This window comes from Pseudomonas palleroniana (assembly GCF_003031675.1).
GTDB lineage: Bacteria > Pseudomonadota > Gammaproteobacteria > Pseudomonadales > Pseudomonadaceae > Aquipseudomonas > Aquipseudomonas palleroniana.
The window spans coordinates 56,668-72,779 of record NZ_PYWX01000034.1 but is presented as its reverse complement, the minus strand read 5'-3'; the positions used below and the strand labels follow the sequence as shown (position 1 = coordinate 72,779).

Genomic DNA, 16,112 nt, shown 5'->3' with positions numbered 1-16,112 from the left:
TGGACTAGGGTGGACATAAGCCCCGAGTTGGGGTGCTTGTGGAGAATCAAAATGGAGCGACATCACAGAGGGATCAGCAGTACAAAACGGCGCAAGTTGATTGCTGCCTACAAACTGCCGGGAGCATCAGCCAGGCAGGCGGCTTTACCGCAGGACGCCGAGGACGACTTCAATGCAGCCGTGGTCAACAATGGCGTCATCTCGTTTGCCGAAGGCTTGTCCGGCCTGAACAGGGAGTACGTGCGTAAAAGCTATTTGCTGGCCAGCAGCTACGTCAGCGATGTGCTGAAAGTGCACCGTGGAACCGAGGATTGGTACGACGAATTCATCAAGGTGATGGTCAGCCTGGGGTGGTTGCCGGTGCGCAGCAGCTTCGAGCGGGTCTCACGCATGGGCAAGGGCCTGACCGTGCAATTGGCGGCGCTGAACCTCATCGCCGGCATGCTGGCGTCGAGTGCCTTGTCCGGGCCGCTGCTCACTGCGCTGCCGAAACTGGCGGCCGATGCATTGGAGGCGTTGAAGCAGACGCCGGCGTCGTTCGAGTTGTTCAAACGCAATAGCTCCGTGCATCAGGGCGGTGATTTTGGCCTGGCGTCCTGTGCGCAAACAGAGGGTGGATTGATGATGGTGCTGGTGACCTACAGCACCCGTGGCGTGGATAAACAGGTGGGCTTGCCCTTCCTGGAGTGGGACAGCTCCTCGTTCGAGGCTTTCAGCGGGCAGACCTGCCTGGTGCTGAACACCACGGTGGTCAACGAAAAGACCCTTCAGCTGATGCGCGAGAGTGCGGGAGACAAGGTGCAACTGGCGATCGCCAAGTACCGCATCTAGGGCACCAGGTAACCGCGCACGCCGGTAAAGATGATCTGCGCGGCCAGCGCGCAGACGAACAGCCCCATCAGCCGGCTGACAATCTGCAAGCCCTGGTCGCCAAGAATGCGTTCGATGCGGTTGGACAAATACAGCACCACACCGACCGTGAGGCTGGCCAGGGCGATGCTGAGGATGGCCATGATCTTGTCATCCCAATGCGGCTGGCTCACGCCCATCACCAGCAGGGCGCCGATCGTACCGGGGCCGACCGTGAGGGGGATGGTCAGCGGTACGATGGTCACGTCCTGCTGCACATTGTCGGCCTGTACCGCCGACTTGCCCTGGGCCATGCCCAGGGCGGAAATGAACAGTACGCTACCGGCGCCGATGCGGAAGGCATCCACCGTGATGCCGAAGACACTGAAAATCACGCGGCCGAACAGGTAGAGCAGCACGCTCGACACCAGTGTGGCCAGCGCCACTTTCCACGCCAGGCGCCGACGCTCCTTGCTGGAATAACCCCGGGTAAGACTGATAAAACAGGACAGCACGAAGAACGGGCTGTAGAGCACCAGCATTTTCAGGTAGACGCTGAATAACACGTGGAGCATGTGAGTGGCTCGTGGTGGAGAAAGTGTGTGGAGTCTATCAGGCGACACACACCAAATCTGCAAGGGGCTTTGTAGTGAGCGGGCTTGCCCGCGCTGGGTGGCGAAGCCGCCCTAAAACCAGACACCTCGGTCTTTCTGAAACACTGCGGCGTTGTTATTGGGGCGGCTTCGCCACCCAGCGCGGGGCAAGCCCGCTCACTACAAATTTCTCAGGAGGGGGCGTGTTCCGGGCGCTGTTGACGCTGCGCCACCCAGTATTCCACCAACTCACGCAACTGCGACAACTCCACCGGCTTGGCCATATGCCCATCCATCCCGGCCAGGCGTGCGCGTTCTTTGTGTTCCGACAGAATGTGCGCCGTCAGCGCCACGACCGGCGTACGGATGCGCTGGTGGCTGACTTCCCAGGCACGCAGTTGCTGGGTCGCCGAGAAGCCATCGAGGATCGGCATCTCACAGTCCATCAGGACCAGGTCGTAACGCTGGGCTTTCATGGCCTCCAGCGCTTCTTCGCCGTTGCTGGCGGTGTCCGGGTTGAGGTTGAGCTTGCCGAGCATGCCACGGATCACCTTGGTGGAGATGCTGTTGTCTTCAGCCACCAGGATGCGGAAATCGGCAGGTACGGTGATGGCTGCCGGGGCACTGAGGACGGGGCGTGGCGGCACGTTGCCTTTGCTGCGCTGCGTCAGCTCGTCGGCCAGGGTGGTCTTGAGCGTATACCCGGCCACTGGCTTGGCGAGAATGCGCTTGATCCCGCAATTGCGCGCGATGATCTTGCTCGGCGCATTGCTGATGCCGGTGAGCATGATCAGCAGGATGTCGTGGTTCAGGCTCGGGTCTTCCTTGATCTTTGCCGCCAGCTGCATGCCGGTCATGCCCGGCATGTTCTGGTCCAGCAGCACCACATCGAAGTAATCGCGCAGATGTGCCTTGGTGCGCAACAAGGCCAGGGCCTCTTTGCCGGAGGGCGCGGCACTCACGTTCAGGCCCCAGGCCGAGCATTGCTGCACCAGCACTTTGCGACAGGTGTCGTTGTCGTCCACTACCAGCACCCGTGCGCCCTTGAGCGGGCCATCGAGGTCGGAGGTCGGGTGTTCGAGACGTTCCGGGTCCAGCGGCAGGGTCAACCACAGGGTGCTGCCCTGATGGCTGCTGCTCTTGATGCCGAACTCGCCGTTCATCAGCAGGATCAGTTGGCGGGCGATGACCAGGCCCAGATGGCCACTCAAACGGGTGGCCGAGAGGAAGTTCTTGCTGTGCAGTTCGCTGTGCAGCAGGGCATCGCGCTCGATGGCGTCCATGGGGACGCCGCTGTCTTGCACGGCAATGCGCAGGCGCGGCTTGGGGCTGCGCTCGTCCAGGGCGACGACGATCAGCACTTCGCCTTCGTCGGTTTTCTGCAGGGCGTTTTCCAGCAGGCTCAACACTGCCTGGCGCAGACGTGTCGGGTCGCCACTGATCACACGAGGCACCTGGGGCTGGATAAAACTGATCAGTTCGACATTTTGCTGCTCGGCCTTGGCGCGGAAGATACTCAAGCAATCTTCAATCAGTGCGTTGAGGTCGAACTGCACATCATCGAGCTCGATCTGCCCGGACTCCAGCTTGGAGATATCGAGGATCTCGTTGATCAGCGTGAGCAGCTCATTCCCTGCGCTGTGGATGGTCTGCACGTAGTCCCGCTGTTTGACCGACAACGGCGTTCCCAGCAGCAATTCGGTCATGCCCAGCACACCGTTCATGGGGGTGCGGATTTCGTGGCTGATCTTCGCCAGGAACTCGGCCTTGGCCGCGATCTCGGCGTTGCTGGCGGCCAGGTCGCGGCTGAGGCTGAAACGGGTTTCAACAATTGCACGCTGGCGCTCGCCCAGGGCCAGGCTCATCAGCAGGCCACTGAGGCAGATAAAGCTCAGCAGGGTGACGATCAAACCCTGCGGTGCTACCAGTGTCAGGCCGAGCAGGGCCGGCAGGATGATCAGCGTGCCGAGGTTGAACACCACCATGGCCGCCACGAACAAGCGTGCCGGGCGATAGCCTTTCTGCCAGTGGTAGGCCGAGATAAACAGCATGCTCAACCCGGCCAGGGCGACCAGGGCATAGGTAATGATGTTCAGCGGCAAGGTGTTGACGAACAACAGCAGCAGGCCGCACAGCACGATGAACAGGATGTCCGCCATCAACAATTTGTTCAGCGGATGTGGGCCCAGCGGCATGAAGAAGCGGTAGGCAAACATCAGCCCGCAGGGGGCGGTCAGCAATAGCGCGAGGTAGGCGCCGGGCGTCTGGATGGCTTGCCAGTTCGGCAGCCAGGGCCCGATCAGGTTGAGCAACAGCAGCAGGCTGAGCATCAACAGGAACTCGCAGGCGGCCAGCCAGAGGCTGCTCCGCGAGCGGTGGTAGGCGAAGCGCGTGAGGTTGTGCAGGATCAGCATCAAGAGGACGCCGAACAGCAGCCCGTAGATCAGCGTCTGGTGCTGGTCGGCCGCCGCCAGTACGGCCGGCTCCAGGGTGATATAGGGGCGCAGCTCATGCTCCGACACCAGGCGCAGGTAGACGTCGAGCGGTTTGGGGCTCTGGGGCATCGGCAGCATGAAATCGCTGCTGGGTAGTGGCCTTTCAACCTGGGGTTGACGGGTGCCGGTGGTCTGTTGTTCCACCAGAGTGTCGCCGTCCAGCACATACAGGCTCAGATGGGACAAGTCCGGGGCAAACACCCGCAGCACTTGCTCGTGCTTGCCGGGTTGCAGCCTGAAGCGCACCCACAACGCGCCGTCCGGTTGCGCAGCGGTAATCCGGTCCAGTTCGATGGGGCTGAATTGATTGGTGTAGCGTGAGGAGCGGATGTCGCTCAGTTGCAGGTCGGCCTGTTCATCAAGTAATACCGCCCAACCACTGCCTTGCGCCGCGGCCTGGGCCGGGAACAAGCAGAGCAGTGTCAGCAGGCTGACGGTGAAACCTATGGCGATCCTGAGCCAGCGCACGGCGAAATCCCTTCGTAGGTTGATGCACGTGATGCATGGGTTAACTATGCGCGGGGCGACATGTGTAGGGCAAGGGCCGAAGGCCCTTACCTAACCGAACGGATAGCTACTGGAGAGTAGCGGCTCAGCTGTTCTGGCCACGTTCACGGGCAATGGCGCGATAGCCGATGTCCGTACGGTAGAAACAGCCTTTCCAGTCGATTTTCGCCGCCAGCTTGTATGCCTGTTGTTGCGCCGCGTCGACACTGGCGCCCATTGCCGTGGCGCACAGCACGCGGCCACCTGCGGTCACGACTTTGCCATCCTTGAGCGCGGTGCCCGCGTGGAACACCTTGCCTTCCAGCGCAGCTGCCGCGTCCAGGCCTTCAATCACATCGCCCTTGGCGTAGTCGGCAGGATAGCCACCGGCCGCCAGCACAATGCCGACGCTCGGGCGAGGGTCCCACTGCGCTTCAACCTTGTCCAGCGCCTGGGCCAGGGCGGCTTCCACCAGCAGCACCAGGCTCGATTGCAGGCGCAACATCACCGGCTGGGTTTCCGGATCGCCGAAACGGCAGTTGAACTCGATGACTTTCGGGTTGCCGGCTTTGTCGATCATCAGGCCGGCGTACAGGAAACCGGTGTACACGTTGCCTTCGTCGGCCATGCCGCGCACGGTCGGCCAGATCACCTGGTCCATGACACGCTGGTGCACCTCGCTGGTGACCACTGGGGCAGGGGAGTACGCACCCATGCCGCCGGTGTTCGGGCCAGTGTCGCCGTCGCCGACGCGTTTGTGGTCCTGGCTGGTGGCCATTGGCAATACGTTCTTGCCGTCGACCATCACAATGAAGCTGGCTTCTTCGCCATCGAGGAATTCTTCGATGACGACGCGCGAGCCGGCCTCACCGAAGGCGTTGCCGGCGAGCATGTCGCGCACGGCGTCTTCGGCTTCCTGCAGGGTCATGGCAACGATCACGCCTTTGCCGGCGGCCAGGCCATCGGCCTTGATCACGATCGGTGCACCTTTTTCACGCAGGTAAGCCAGGGCCGGCTCGATCTCGGTGAAGTTCTGGTAGTCGGCGGTCGGGATCTTGTGGCGAGCCAGAAAATCCTTGGTGAACGCCTTGGAGCCTTCCAGTTGGGCCGCGCCGGCGGTTGGGCCGAAGCAGTCCAGGCCACGGCTGCGGAACAGATCCACGACGCCTGCAACCAGCGGGACTTCCGGGCCGACGATGGTCAGGGCGACGTTCTTTTCGGCGAAGTCGGCCAGTTGCTCAAGGGCCAGCACGTCGATGGCGACGTTTTCGCACTTGGCTTCAATCGCGGTGCCGGCGTTGCCGGGGGCCACGAAGACTTTCTGAACGCGTGGGTCCTGGGCAACTTTCCAAGCCAGGGCGTGTTCACGGCCACCGCTGCCAATGATCAAAACATTCATTTCAAAAACCTCGTTTGGGTCATCGTTCCCACGCTCTGCGTGGGAATGCCTCTTGTGACGCGAAGCGTCACGCTTTGGGACGCGAAGCGTCCCAGGCTGCGTTCCCACGCGGAGCGTGGGAACGATCGATCAGTGACGGAAGTGGCGCATGCCGGTGAAGACCATGGCAATGCCGGCTTCATCGGCCGCGGCAATCACTTCGGCATCGCGCATCGAGCCGCCCGGTTGGATCACGGCGGTTACACCGGCTTTCGCGGCGTTGTCCAAACCGTCACGGAACGGGAAGAATGCGTCGGAGGCCATCACCGAACCGGCAACCTGCAGGCCGGCATGTTCGGCCTTGATCGCGGCGATACGCGCCGAGTTCACACGGCTCATCTGGCCAGCGCCGACACCGATGGTCTGGCGGTTCTTGGCGTAGACGATGGCGTTGGACTTGACGTACTTGGCCACTTTCCAGGCGAAGATCAGGTCGTTGATCTCGTGTTCGGTCGGGGCGCGCTGGGTCACCACTTTCAGGTCGGCGCTGCTGATCATGCCGATGTCGCGGCTCTGTACCAGCAAGCCGCCGTTGACGCGCTTGTAGTCCCAGGCAGCGGCTCGTTCGGCCGACCATTCGCCGCAGGCCAGCAGGCGTACGTTGGCTTTGGCGGCAACGATTGCACGTGCCTCTTCGCTCACGCTTGGCGCGATGATCACTTCGACGAACTGACGATCAACGATCGCCTTGGCGGTTTCGGCATCCAGTTCGCGGTTGAAGGCGATGATGCCGCCGAAGGCCGATTCGGTATCGGTGGCGTAGGCCAGTTCATACGCCTGGCGAATCCCGCCTTCTGCGTCCGGGCTCACGGCCACGCCGCATGGGTTGGCGTGTTTGACGATCACACAGGCCGGCTTGACGAAGCTCTTCACGCATTCCAGCGCGGCGTCGGTATCGGCCACGTTGTTGTAGGAAAGCTCTTTGCCTTGCAGTTGGGTCGCGGTGGCGATGCCCACTTCGGCCGGCTTGGCTTCCACGTAGAACGCCGCGCTCTGGTGCGGGTTCTCGCCGTAGCGCATTTCCTGGGCCTTGATGAACTGGCTGTTGAAGGTCCGCGGGAACTGGCTGCGGCCTTCTGTGCTCAGGGTTTGCGCGGCCTGGTTCACGGTGCCCATGTAGTTGGCGATCATGCCGTCGTAGGCGGCGGTGTGTTCGAACGCCTTGAGCATCAGGTCAAAGCGCTGGGCGTAGGTCAGGCCACCGGCTTTCAGGCTTTCCAGCACTTGGCCGTAGTCGCCGGCGTTGACCACGATGGCCACGTCTTTGTGGTTCTTGGCCGCCGAGCGCACCATGGTCGGGCCGCCGATATCGATGTTTTCGATGGCGGTCGGCAGGTCGCAGCCTGGCTTGTTGATGGTGGCTTCGAATGGGTACAGGTTGACGGCAACCAGGTCGATCGGCTTGATGCCGTGCTCGCTCATGATGGCGTCATCGATACCGCGACGGCCGAGGATGCCGCCATGGATTTTCGGATGCAGGGTCTTGACCCGACCGTCCATCATTTCCGCGAAACCGGTGTAGTCCGCGACTTCTACTGCGGCCACGCCGTTGTCCTGCAGCAGTTTGAAGGTCCCGCCCGTGGAGAGGATTTCGACACCCAGAGCTTCCAGCTCCCGGGCAAATTCGAGGATCCCGGTCTTGTCAGAAACACTGATCAAGGCGCGGCGGATCGGAAGGCGGGTAGTCTGGTCGGTCATTTCAATTTCCATCAAAAGCAAAGGAGTCAGCAAAAAAGGCGACCGTTTTTACGCGGGCGCCTTTCTGGGTTGATTGAATGCTTACAGCAAATCGTACTGCTTGAGCTTTTTGCGCAAGGTGCCCCGGTTGAGGCCCAGCAGCTCACTGGCTTTGGTCTGGTTGCCCTTGACGTAGTTCATCACGCTTTCGAGCAAGGGCGCCTCGACTTCCGAGAGGACCAGGTTGTACACGTCCGTGACGGAAGCGCCCTCAAGGTGGGCGAAATAATTGTGCAGCGCCTTCTCGACACTCCCGCGAAGGGTCTGGCCTTCTTCGCTCGGTGTGTTGAGGTGCTGTTTCAAATTGACGTTGTCGCTCACGGGTGTTGTTCCACTCACTAAAGTCTCGGTCATCATCGTCATGCGGCCACCCCCTCTCCGTTCCCTGTCCTCAGGCTCTTTTCGCGCTCGCTGAAGTACTCTCGAACGGTGGTGACCTGTGCTTGCGTATCATCCAAACGATTGAAGTGGGCGCGAAACTCCCTGGCGCCCGGCAGGGTTGCGAGATACCAGCCGACATGCTTGCGAGCAATGCGTACACCCATCACGTCCCCATAGAAGGCGTGCAGGGCGGCCAGATGCTCTAGCAGAATACGTTCCACCTCGATCAGCTCCGGTGCCGGCAAGACTTCGCCGGTACGCAGAAAGTGATCGACCTCACGGAAAATCCACGGCCGCCCCTGGGCAGCCCGGCCAATCAACAAGCCATCGGCACCGGTTGCGTGCAGCACGCGCCGGGCTTTCTCGGCTGAGTCGATATCGCCGTTGGCAAAGACCGGCATCGACACCGCCTGCTTGATCGCGGCAATGGTGTCGTACTCGGCTTCACCGGTGTAAAGGTCGGCGCGGGTGCGACCATGCACTGCCAGCGCTGTAATTCCTGCCTGTTCGGCGATCTTCGCCACCGTCAGGCCGTTCTTGTTGTCCCGGTCCCAGCCGGTGCGAATCTTTAACGTGACCGGCACATCCACTGCGCCAACAACGGCCTGCAGGATCTCGGCAACCAACTGCTCATCTTTCAACAGCGCGGAACCGGCGGCCTTGTTGCAGACCTTCTTGGCCGGGCAGCCCATGTTGATATCGATGATCTGCGCACCCAGTTCCACATTGGCCCGGGCCGCATCCGCCAGCATCTGTGCATCACCACCGGCGATCTGAACCGAGCGGGGCTCGGGATCACCTTCGTGGATCATGCGCATCCGCGATTTGCGGGTATTCCACAAGCTCATGTCGCTGGTGACCATTTCCGAGACTACTAGACCCGCGCCCAAACGCTTGCACAACTGACGAAAGGGCTGGTCGGTGACGCCCGCCATTGGGGCGAGAATCAAGCCGTTCTGCAATGTGTATGGGCCGATGCGTACCGCCGACATAGGACTTCCCTGTTGTGGGGCCGGATCATTAGAGTTCGAAAAAGGGTTGGCATGATACCCGCTCTCGATGACTGGATAAAGGCTGAATTGGATAAAATCTGAGCAGCTATTTCTTTATCGCCGTCGGTTTGGTCGGCGGCGATGCAGTCAATAATCCGTCGCCAAACCTTCGGTTGTGCACCGCTTCACTCGGGCGAGTGAAAGCTCAGGCTGTAATTCACGGCTTTATTGCCTGGGTCGAGGATGTCCAGGGAGATGTGGATGGGGGTCTGCGAGGGCATTTCGCTCACACCGGCCAGCTCGCCGCTCAGGTATTCGGCGGGTTTGAAGCGACGACTGGCGATCAGGTTGCCGTTCAGGTCCGCGAAACGCAGTTCCAGCAGCGGAAACGGCTGGGAGAACGTTGCACGGTTATAGATGATCGCATCCACCACCAGTGCTCCGGCGAATTCCGGGTGGCTGCGCACCACCAGGTTGCTGCTCTTGATATGAGCAATGTCGACCCGTGATGGCACCGTACATCCCAATTTCGGGCACAACTGCTGGAACCAGGGGCGGTAGGCATCCTGGCGCGACAGGTCGTCGAATTGGTAGGCGATGTACTGGCCGGCGAGGCCGCCGGCGGCGATTACTACCAGCAGCAGCCAGAGCAGTCGACGGCCCCAGCCTGACGGACGTTTTTGTGAATAAAGGTGCAGCGGATCGTCTTCCAGGTCCTGGAGGACGTCGTCGTGAACGCTTGCTTGTGGCCGTGCCTGTTTGCGGCGCGGCTGTGATTCTTCGGGCGCGGGCTCTTCCACTTCGTCGATGACCGGCGTCACGGGCGGGTCGAAAACCTCATCCTCAGGGCCTGAACTCAGCGGCGGTTCATCATCCAGATCGTCGATAGGATGCGACATGGACGGTTCGGTGCGCTGCCGGGTCGCAGAGGGTGGTTCGGCGTCATTGGCTTGGGCGCGTTCTTCCGGCGGTTCGCTGAACAGGCTGGCGGCCCATTTTTCTTCCTCCGCCTTGGCGGTGTCGCGGCTGGCGCTGAGGGCGTCTTTTTGCCGGCGGTCAGCGCCCGCCTGGCGGCGCTCTGCGTTCAATGGCTGAGTATGCTGAATCTCACGGCGTTCCAGCTTGGCCAGTTCTTCGTCCAGGTCCAGGTTATCCAGGTCCAGTACTTCGGCGGTCCACTGCTTCTGGCTGATGGCGCGTGGCGTCGCGGGTGCTGCCTCGACGGCGGTCGGTTGTTCAGGTTCCGGCGCAGGTGCGGCTACAGGTGCTTGAGCGCGTTGCTCCAGCAACTGGCGAGCCGCGTTGAACACTTGCAGGCACGAGCCGCAGCGCACCACGCCACGGGCCACGCTCAACTGGGCGTGGCTGACGCGAAAGCGGGCTTGGCAATGCGGGCACTGGGTGACGAAACTGTCGGTCATGCGGCCATCCGATTCAGGCAAGCGCTCATTCTAGCGCCGACGACCGCTGATGCGTACCCAACCATCACGATTGGCGATCGGGTCCAGTTCGAAATCCTCGGCGTAAGCGGCGGCGACATCCTCGCCTTGCTCGGCCAGGATGCCCGACAACGCCAGGCGGCCGCCCGGCTTGACCAGGCTCGACAGTTGCGGCGCCAGGGCAACCAGCGGTCCGGCGAGGATGTTGGCCACCAGCACGTCGGCCTGCACCTGGGGCAATTGCTCCGGCAGGTAGAGCGGGAATTTGTCCTCGGCAATGTGGTTGCGCCCCGCGTTATCGCGGGAGGCTTCCAGGGCTTGCACGTCGATGTCGGTGCCCACGGCTTGCTTGGCGCCCAGCAACAGCGCGGCAATCGCCAGAATCCCCGAGCCGCAGCCGAAGTCCAGTACGTTGCAGTCGGTGAGGTCCTGGCCGTCCAGCCATTCCAGGCACAGCGCAGTGGTGGGGTGGGTGCCGGTGCCGAACGCCAGGCCCGGGTCCAGCAGCAGGTTGACGGCGCCAGGCTCCGGTGCGGCGTGCCAGCTCGGCACGATCCACAGGCGCTGGCCGAAACGCATTGGCTGGAAGTTGTCCATCCAGCTGCGTTCCCAATCCTGGTCTTCGATCACTTCGCTGTGATGCTCCGGCAGCGGGCTACCGGTGAGCAATTCCATATGGGCCAGCACGCTGGCGGCATCGGTGCCGTCTTCGAATAGCGCCAGCAGGTGGGTGTGGGACCACAGCGGCGTGGTGTTGAGTTCGGGTTCGAAGATCGGCTGGTCTTCGGCGTCCATGAACGTGACCGAAACGGCGCCTACTTCGAGGAAAGCGTCTTCATAGGTTTCGGCTTGTTCTGGGCTGATGGCGAGACGGACTTGCAGCCAAGGCATGGCGGGCACCTTTGAAAAAATGAGTGTACGACTACATGTGTCGCGAAAGCGCGCAAGTTTACGCGAGAGGCGGGCAGAAGACGACTGTGCCGACGATCGTTCCCGCGTTCGTGACGCGGAGCGTCACAAGATGCATTCCCACGCGGAGCGTGGGAACGATCACATCAGCAGGCCAGAAACAACAAAGCCGCCCGAAGGCGGCTTTGTTGGGTAGAGCACTTACTGGTTGGCCAGCTTGTGTTCCAGGTAGTGAATGTTTACACCACCTTCGCAGAAGCCTTCATCACGAACCAGGTCCCGATGCAGGGGGACGTTGGTCTTGATGCCGTCGACCACGATTTCGTCCAGGGCGTTACGCATGCGGGCCATGGCCTCGTCGCGGGTCGCGCCCCAGGTGATCAGCTTGCCGATCAGCGAGTCGTAGTTGGACGGAACCTTGTAGCCGCTGTACAGGTGCGAGTCGACGCGAACGCCGTTGCCGCCGGGAGCATGGAAATGCTTGACCAGGCCCGGACTTGGGATAAAGGTTTTCGGGTCTTCGGCGTTGATCCGGCACTCCAGGGAGTGACCGTGGATCTTCACGTCGTCCTGGGTGAAGGACAGCTTGTTGCCAGCGGCGATGCTGAGCATCTCCTTGACGATGTCGACACCGGTGACCATCTCCGTGACCGGATGCTCTACCTGCACACGAGTGTTCATCTCGATGAAGTAGAAGCGGCCGTTCTCGTAGAGGAACTCGAAGGTGCCGGCGCCACGGTAGTTGATGTCGATGCACGCCTTGACGCAGCGAGCCAGCACTTCCTGGCGAGCCTTTTCGTCCAGGCCCGGTGCCGGAGCTTCTTCCAGTACCTTCTGGTGACGACGTTGCAGCGAGCAATCGCGGTCGCCCAAATGGACGGCGTTGCCCTGGCCGTCGGAGAGTACCTGCACTTCCACGTGACGTGGGTTGGTCAGGTACTTTTCCAGGTAGACCATCGAGTTGCCGAACCAGGCACCGGCTTCGGCGCGGGTCTGTTTGGCCGCTTCGATCAGGTCTTCTTCCTTGTGCACCACACGCATGCCCCGACCACCACCACCACCAGCGGCTTTGATGATCACCGGGTAACCGACTTCGCGACCGATGCGCAGGGCGGTTTCCTCGTCTTCAGGCAGCGGGCCATCAGAACCTGGAACGGTTGGCACGCCGGTCGCAATCATCGCGTCCTTGGCCGACACCTTGTCGCCCATCAGGCGGATGGTGTCGGCTTTGGGGCCAATGAAGGCGAAGCCGGATTTTTCCACCTGTTCGGCGAAGTCGGCGTTTTCCGCGAGGAAGCCGTAGCCCGGGTGGATGCCATCAGCGCCGGTCACTTCCGCGGCCGCGATGATGTTGGAGACTTTCAGGTACGAGTTCGAGGCCAGTGGCGGGCCGATGCAAATGCTTTCGTCCGCCAGCTTCACGTGCATCAATTCGGTATCGGCCGTCGAGTAAACAGCGACGGTCTTGATGCCCTCTTCCTTACAGGCGCGCAGGATACGCAGCGCGATCTCGCCGCGGTTGGCGATCAGGACTTTTTGCAGTTTCTTCGCAGGTTTCAACATCGAAGGCGCTCCGCGGTTCAAACGATGGTGAACAGCGGCTGGTCGTACTCAACCGGCTGACCGTTTTCTACCAGGATGGATTCAATGACGCCGGCTTTTTCAGCGGTGATGTGGTTCATCATCTTCATCGCTTCAACGATGCAGATGGTGTCGCCCACTTTCACGGTTTTGCCGACTTCAACGAAGGCTGGCGAACCCGGTGCCGGGGTACGGTAGAAAGTACCGACCATTGGCGACTTGACCACGAAACCGTTCAGCGCAGGAGCGGCTGGGGCGGCAGGTGCAGCAGCGGCAGCGGGTGCGGCGGCCGGAGCAGGTGCGGCAGCCGGTGCCTGCATTTGTGGCGCGTAGTACGGCTGGGCCGGCGTCTTGCTGTGACGGCTGATGCGTACGGACTCTTCGCCTTCCTTGATTTCCAGCTCGTCGATACCGGATTCTTCCAGCAGTTCGATCAGTTTCTTAACTTTACGGATATCCATGAATCATCAACTCCCAAGGGTCGGTCAGGGGCGCTTGGCCGGTTGTTCAAGTTGTTCCAGGGCGGCCTCCAGGGCCAGTCGGTAACCGCTGGCGCCAAGGCCGCAGATCACTCCTACCGCTACGTCGGAGAAATAAGAGTGATGGCGGAAAGCTTCGCGTTTATGCACGTTGGACAAATGCACTTCGATGAATGGGATGCTCACCGCCAGCAATGCGTCACGTAATGCAACGCTTGTGTGTGTAAAAGCGGCGGGATTGATCAGGATAAAGTCCACGCCTTCACCGCGTGCGGCATGGATGCGATCAATCAATTCGTACTCGGCATTGCTTTGCAGGTAGAGCAGATGGTGGCCGGCTTCACGGGCCCGTCGCTCAAGATCAAGGTTGATCTGATCCAGGGTCACTGCCCCATAGACGCCCGGTTCGCGGGTGCCGAGCAGGTTCAGGTTGGGTCCGTGAAGAACCAGTAAGGTCGCCATCGGCTGTTCCTTGTTATGGATGGGGTACGGCAGAACCCGGCGACTATGCCGCAAAGCCTTTGTGACTGTCCAGTTCTATGCAGTAGGCGGCACGATTAGCGAGGATAGCGCAAAGTTTGTGACTGCGCCGCAGGATCCGGTCATTGGCGACACACTCCGAATCCAACGAACATCAACTGTGGGAGGGGGCTTGCTCCCGATAGCGGTGGATCAGTCATGGATACTGAGACTGACACTCCGCAATCGGGAGCAAGCCCCCTCCCACATTTATCCTCATATGGCGTTAGACGCGGAAGGCTTTGACTGCCGTATTCAGCTGGCCTCCCAGCACCAGCAAGTGCTCACCCTGACTGCGCCCTTGGCCGATGCGCTGCAGGTTATCCTCACCCAGCTGGTGAATCCGCTCGCTGTTATCGCGAATCTCACTGACGGCGCCGCTCTGTTGTGCCGTCACATCGGCGATGCGCACTGCTGTGTCGGAGATGGTCTGGATCGCCCCGACGATTTCATCCAGCGCGCCATCCGCCGCCTGGGCTTGCTGGGCTGTGGCTTCGGCGTGTTCGACCTGGGCGCGCATGCCTTGCACCGATTGGTGGGCGGCGGTTTGCAGGCCGGCGATCAGGTCCTGGATTTGCGCCGTGGCGCCCGCCGTGCGTTGGGCCAGGGAGCGCACCTCATCGGCGACCACGGCAAACCCGCGCCCGGCCTCACCCGCGCGGGCGGCCTCGATGGCAGCGTTGAGCGCGAGCAGGTTGGTCTGGTCGGCAATCGAGCGGATCACCGTCAGCACGCCGCCAATCGTGGCGGACTCCTCGGCAAGTTTTTCGATCATCTGCGCATTTTGCTGCACTTCGCCGACCAGCGAATGCAGCCCGGTGAGGCTCAAGCCGATCACCCGTTGACCCTGTTCCACAGCCTGGCCCGCGCTGCGGCTGGCGTCGGCGGCCTGGCTTGCATCACCCGCCACTTGCTGGATGGTGGCTTCCAGCTCGCCCAGGGAGTCACGAATCTGCGCCGTATCGCCCGCCTGACGCTCGGCTCCGTCGTGCAGGCCGCTGCTCAGCTCGGCGAGGGTACGGCTGGTGCCGGCAACTTCCTCGGCATTGCCGCGAATGGTGCCGACCAAGTCCACCAGGTAGGCGCGCAGACGGTTCAGGGAGGCTTCGATGTCGTGCAGTTCGCGGTTGGTCTTGCCCAGGGCGATCGGTTGGCCGAAGTCGCCTTCGGCCCAGGTCGAAAGCGCCGGGGCGAGATGGGTCAGCACCCGCGCCAGGCGCCGTTGCAGGGTATCGATCAACAAGGCGATCAGCAGGATCAGACCGATCATCACGCCCTGCATCAAGCGCACTTCGCCTTGGATCTTGCCGTGTTGCGCACGCACCACGGGCTCCAGGCCGGCGATGGCTTGCTGCACGGCGGCGATTTTCAAATGGGTGGCCGTGGCGAGGTCGGCCCGTTGCCGGATCTGCTCGCGGGTGCGCTTGAGTTCGGCCGGGTAGCGGGTCAGCAGGCTGTTGAGTTCGCGCTTGAGGTCGACGCCGGTGTCTTGTGCTTCGGTCTTTTCGTTGTTTTCCAGGCCCATCATGGCGGAGAAGTCATCGGCGCTGGATTCGCTACTGGCCTTGACGCCCAGCAAGGGCAATTGCGCCAACCGTTCGGCCTGGGTGCGGATGCTGGCCAGCTCTCGCTCTACATCGTCGGCCAGTTCGGCGCGCCCGCTGCTGACCAGCTTGTCGCGGGCCAGGGATAATTTGCCCAGGTGCTGGGACGCGTCCAGCAGCGGCGGCAGGTAGCGCGCCGCCTCCGGCGAGTTGACGCCCATCGCGTACTGGCTCAGTTGTTCCAGGTTCGCACCCACTTCACGTTCGGCTTGCAGCAACAGCGCTTGCGGGTCACCCGCCAGTTTGCCGGCGGCCAGCAGGTCGGTTTTGCTGAACGCATCAAGGTCAACGAGGCTGGGGCGCAGGTTCTGCGCGAGCTCCGCCGGCAGGTCATCCAGATGCTGCAGCAGGCTTTCCAGGCTCTGGCCGGCACTGCTCAGGCGCAAGGCATCACCGCTGGCCAGGTAATCGTCGATATTGCGCGCGGCCTGGTTCTGAAAGGTCTGGGACAAACCCAGATAACGCTCCATCAACAGGTAAGGTCGTTCCAGCGCCCGTTGCGACCACCAGAGTGTCGCACCCAAGGCCAGGCACACGGCCACCAATAGAAGGGTATTGAGATTGGTCAGCAGCTTCAGGCGCATGCGGGGTTTCAACCGACGGCGAAAGA

13 protein-coding genes are annotated in these 16,112 nt (G+C 61.6%); 1 reads left to right on the top strand and 12 read right to left on the bottom strand.

Going from position 1 to position 16,112, the window contains the following annotated elements:
* Positions 1-51: 51 nt before the first annotated feature.
* The gene (locus tag C9383_RS12700) at positions 52-831 is read left to right on the top strand and encodes a hypothetical protein (protein WP_090367042.1); all 780 of its coding nucleotides are present in this window, start codon (positions 52-54) and stop codon (positions 829-831) included.
* Here C9383_RS12700 and C9383_RS12695 read toward each other — a convergent pair.
* The 12 genes from C9383_RS12695 to C9383_RS12640 form a co-directional block, all read right to left on the bottom strand.
* Positions 828-1,424 carry a MarC family protein gene (locus tag C9383_RS12695; protein ID WP_060755028.1) on the bottom strand — a complete coding sequence of 199 codons (597 nt, stop codon included), beginning with the start codon at positions 1,422-1,424 and terminating at the stop codon, positions 828-830. The genes C9383_RS12700 and C9383_RS12695 overlap by 4 nt on opposite strands.
* A 209-nt stretch (positions 1,425-1,633) precedes the next feature.
* Positions 1,634-4,405, bottom strand: a complete 2,772-nt coding sequence (locus C9383_RS12690) for a hybrid sensor histidine kinase/response regulator (protein WP_090367040.1) — start codon at positions 4,403-4,405, stop codon at positions 1,634-1,636.
* 124 nt (positions 4,406-4,529) lie between these two features.
* Complete coding sequence (purD, locus tag C9383_RS12685; RefSeq protein WP_060755026.1) at positions 4,530-5,822, bottom strand: phosphoribosylamine--glycine ligase; 1,293 nt, start codon at positions 5,820-5,822, stop codon at positions 4,530-4,532.
* Positions 5,823-5,951: 129 nt separating this feature from the next.
* Positions 5,952-7,559, bottom strand: a complete 1,608-nt coding sequence (gene purH, locus C9383_RS12680) for a bifunctional phosphoribosylaminoimidazolecarboxamide formyltransferase/IMP cyclohydrolase (protein ID WP_060755025.1) — start codon at positions 7,557-7,559, stop codon at positions 5,952-5,954.
* 81 nt (positions 7,560-7,640) lie between these two features.
* Complete coding sequence (gene fis, locus C9383_RS12675; protein WP_002555375.1) at positions 7,641-7,961, bottom strand: DNA-binding transcriptional regulator Fis; 321 nt, start codon at positions 7,959-7,961, stop codon at positions 7,641-7,643.
* Positions 7,958-8,971 carry a tRNA dihydrouridine synthase DusB gene (gene dusB, locus C9383_RS12670; protein ID WP_060755024.1) on the bottom strand — a complete coding sequence of 338 codons (1,014 nt, stop codon included), beginning with the start codon at positions 8,969-8,971 and terminating at the stop codon, positions 7,958-7,960. The genes fis and dusB overlap by 4 nt, the downstream gene beginning before the upstream one ends.
* Positions 8,972-9,156: 185 nt before the next feature.
* Positions 9,157-10,392 (bottom strand): DUF3426 domain-containing protein, encoded by a 1,236-nt coding sequence (locus C9383_RS12665; protein WP_090367038.1) that lies wholly within the window; start codon positions 10,390-10,392, stop codon positions 9,157-9,159.
* 30 nt (positions 10,393-10,422) lie between these two features.
* Positions 10,423-11,301 carry a 50S ribosomal protein L11 methyltransferase gene (gene prmA, locus C9383_RS12660; RefSeq protein ID WP_090367037.1) on the bottom strand — a complete coding sequence of 293 codons (879 nt, stop codon included), beginning with the start codon at positions 11,299-11,301 and terminating at the stop codon, positions 10,423-10,425.
* Between the two features lie 219 nt (positions 11,302-11,520).
* The gene (accC, locus tag C9383_RS12655; RefSeq protein WP_060755021.1) at positions 11,521-12,882 is read right to left on the bottom strand and encodes an acetyl-CoA carboxylase biotin carboxylase subunit; all 1,362 of its coding nucleotides are present in this window, start codon (positions 12,880-12,882) and stop codon (positions 11,521-11,523) included.
* Positions 12,883-12,899: 17 nt separating this feature from the next.
* On the bottom strand, positions 12,900-13,361 hold the full coding sequence (gene accB / locus C9383_RS12650; protein WP_090367035.1) for an acetyl-CoA carboxylase biotin carboxyl carrier protein: 462 nt from the start codon (positions 13,359-13,361) through the stop codon (positions 12,900-12,902).
* 24 nt (positions 13,362-13,385) lie between these two features.
* Entirely contained in the window at positions 13,386-13,841 is a 456-nt protein-coding gene (aroQ, locus tag C9383_RS12645) for a type II 3-dehydroquinate dehydratase (RefSeq protein ID WP_010213488.1), read from the bottom strand.
* 283 nt (positions 13,842-14,124) lie between these two features.
* Positions 14,125-16,086, bottom strand: coding sequence for a methyl-accepting chemotaxis protein (locus tag C9383_RS12640; RefSeq protein ID WP_090367033.1), 1,962 nt, complete (start codon positions 16,084-16,086; stop codon positions 14,125-14,127).
* Positions 16,087-16,112: the final 26 nt, after the last annotated feature.

Coding starts and splice junctions, on each gene's coding strand:
- accC (WP_060755021.1), bottom strand. CDS start 12,882: ATGTTGAAACCTGCGAAGAAACTGCAAAAAGTCCTGATCGCCAACCGC.
- aroQ (WP_010213488.1), bottom strand. CDS start 13,841: ATGGCGACCTTACTGGTTCTTCACGGACCCAACCTGAACCTGCTCGGC.
- accB (WP_090367035.1), bottom strand. CDS start 13,361: ATGGATATCCGTAAAGTTAAGAAACTGATCGAACTGCTGGAAGAATCC.
- C9383_RS12640 (WP_090367033.1), bottom strand. CDS start 16,086: ATGCGCCTGAAGCTGCTGACCAATCTCAATACCCTTCTATTGGTGGCC.
- C9383_RS12695 (WP_060755028.1), bottom strand. CDS start 1,424: ATGCTCCACGTGTTATTCAGCGTCTACCTGAAAATGCTGGTGCTCTAC.
- C9383_RS12700 (WP_090367042.1), top strand. CDS start 52: ATGGAGCGACATCACAGAGGGATCAGCAGTACAAAACGGCGCAAGTTG.
- purD (WP_060755026.1), bottom strand. CDS start 5,822: ATGAATGTTTTGATCATTGGCAGCGGTGGCCGTGAACACGCCCTGGCT.
- dusB (WP_060755024.1), bottom strand. CDS start 8,971: ATGTCGGCGGTACGCATCGGCCCATACACATTGCAGAACGGCTTGATT.
- purH (WP_060755025.1), bottom strand. CDS start 7,559: ATGACCGACCAGACTACCCGCCTTCCGATCCGCCGCGCCTTGATCAGT.
- C9383_RS12665 (WP_090367038.1), bottom strand. CDS start 10,392: ATGACCGACAGTTTCGTCACCCAGTGCCCGCATTGCCAAGCCCGCTTT.
- prmA (WP_090367037.1), bottom strand. CDS start 11,301: ATGCCTTGGCTGCAAGTCCGTCTCGCCATCAGCCCAGAACAAGCCGAA.
- fis (WP_002555375.1), bottom strand. CDS start 7,961: ATGACGATGATGACCGAGACTTTAGTGAGTGGAACAACACCCGTGAGC.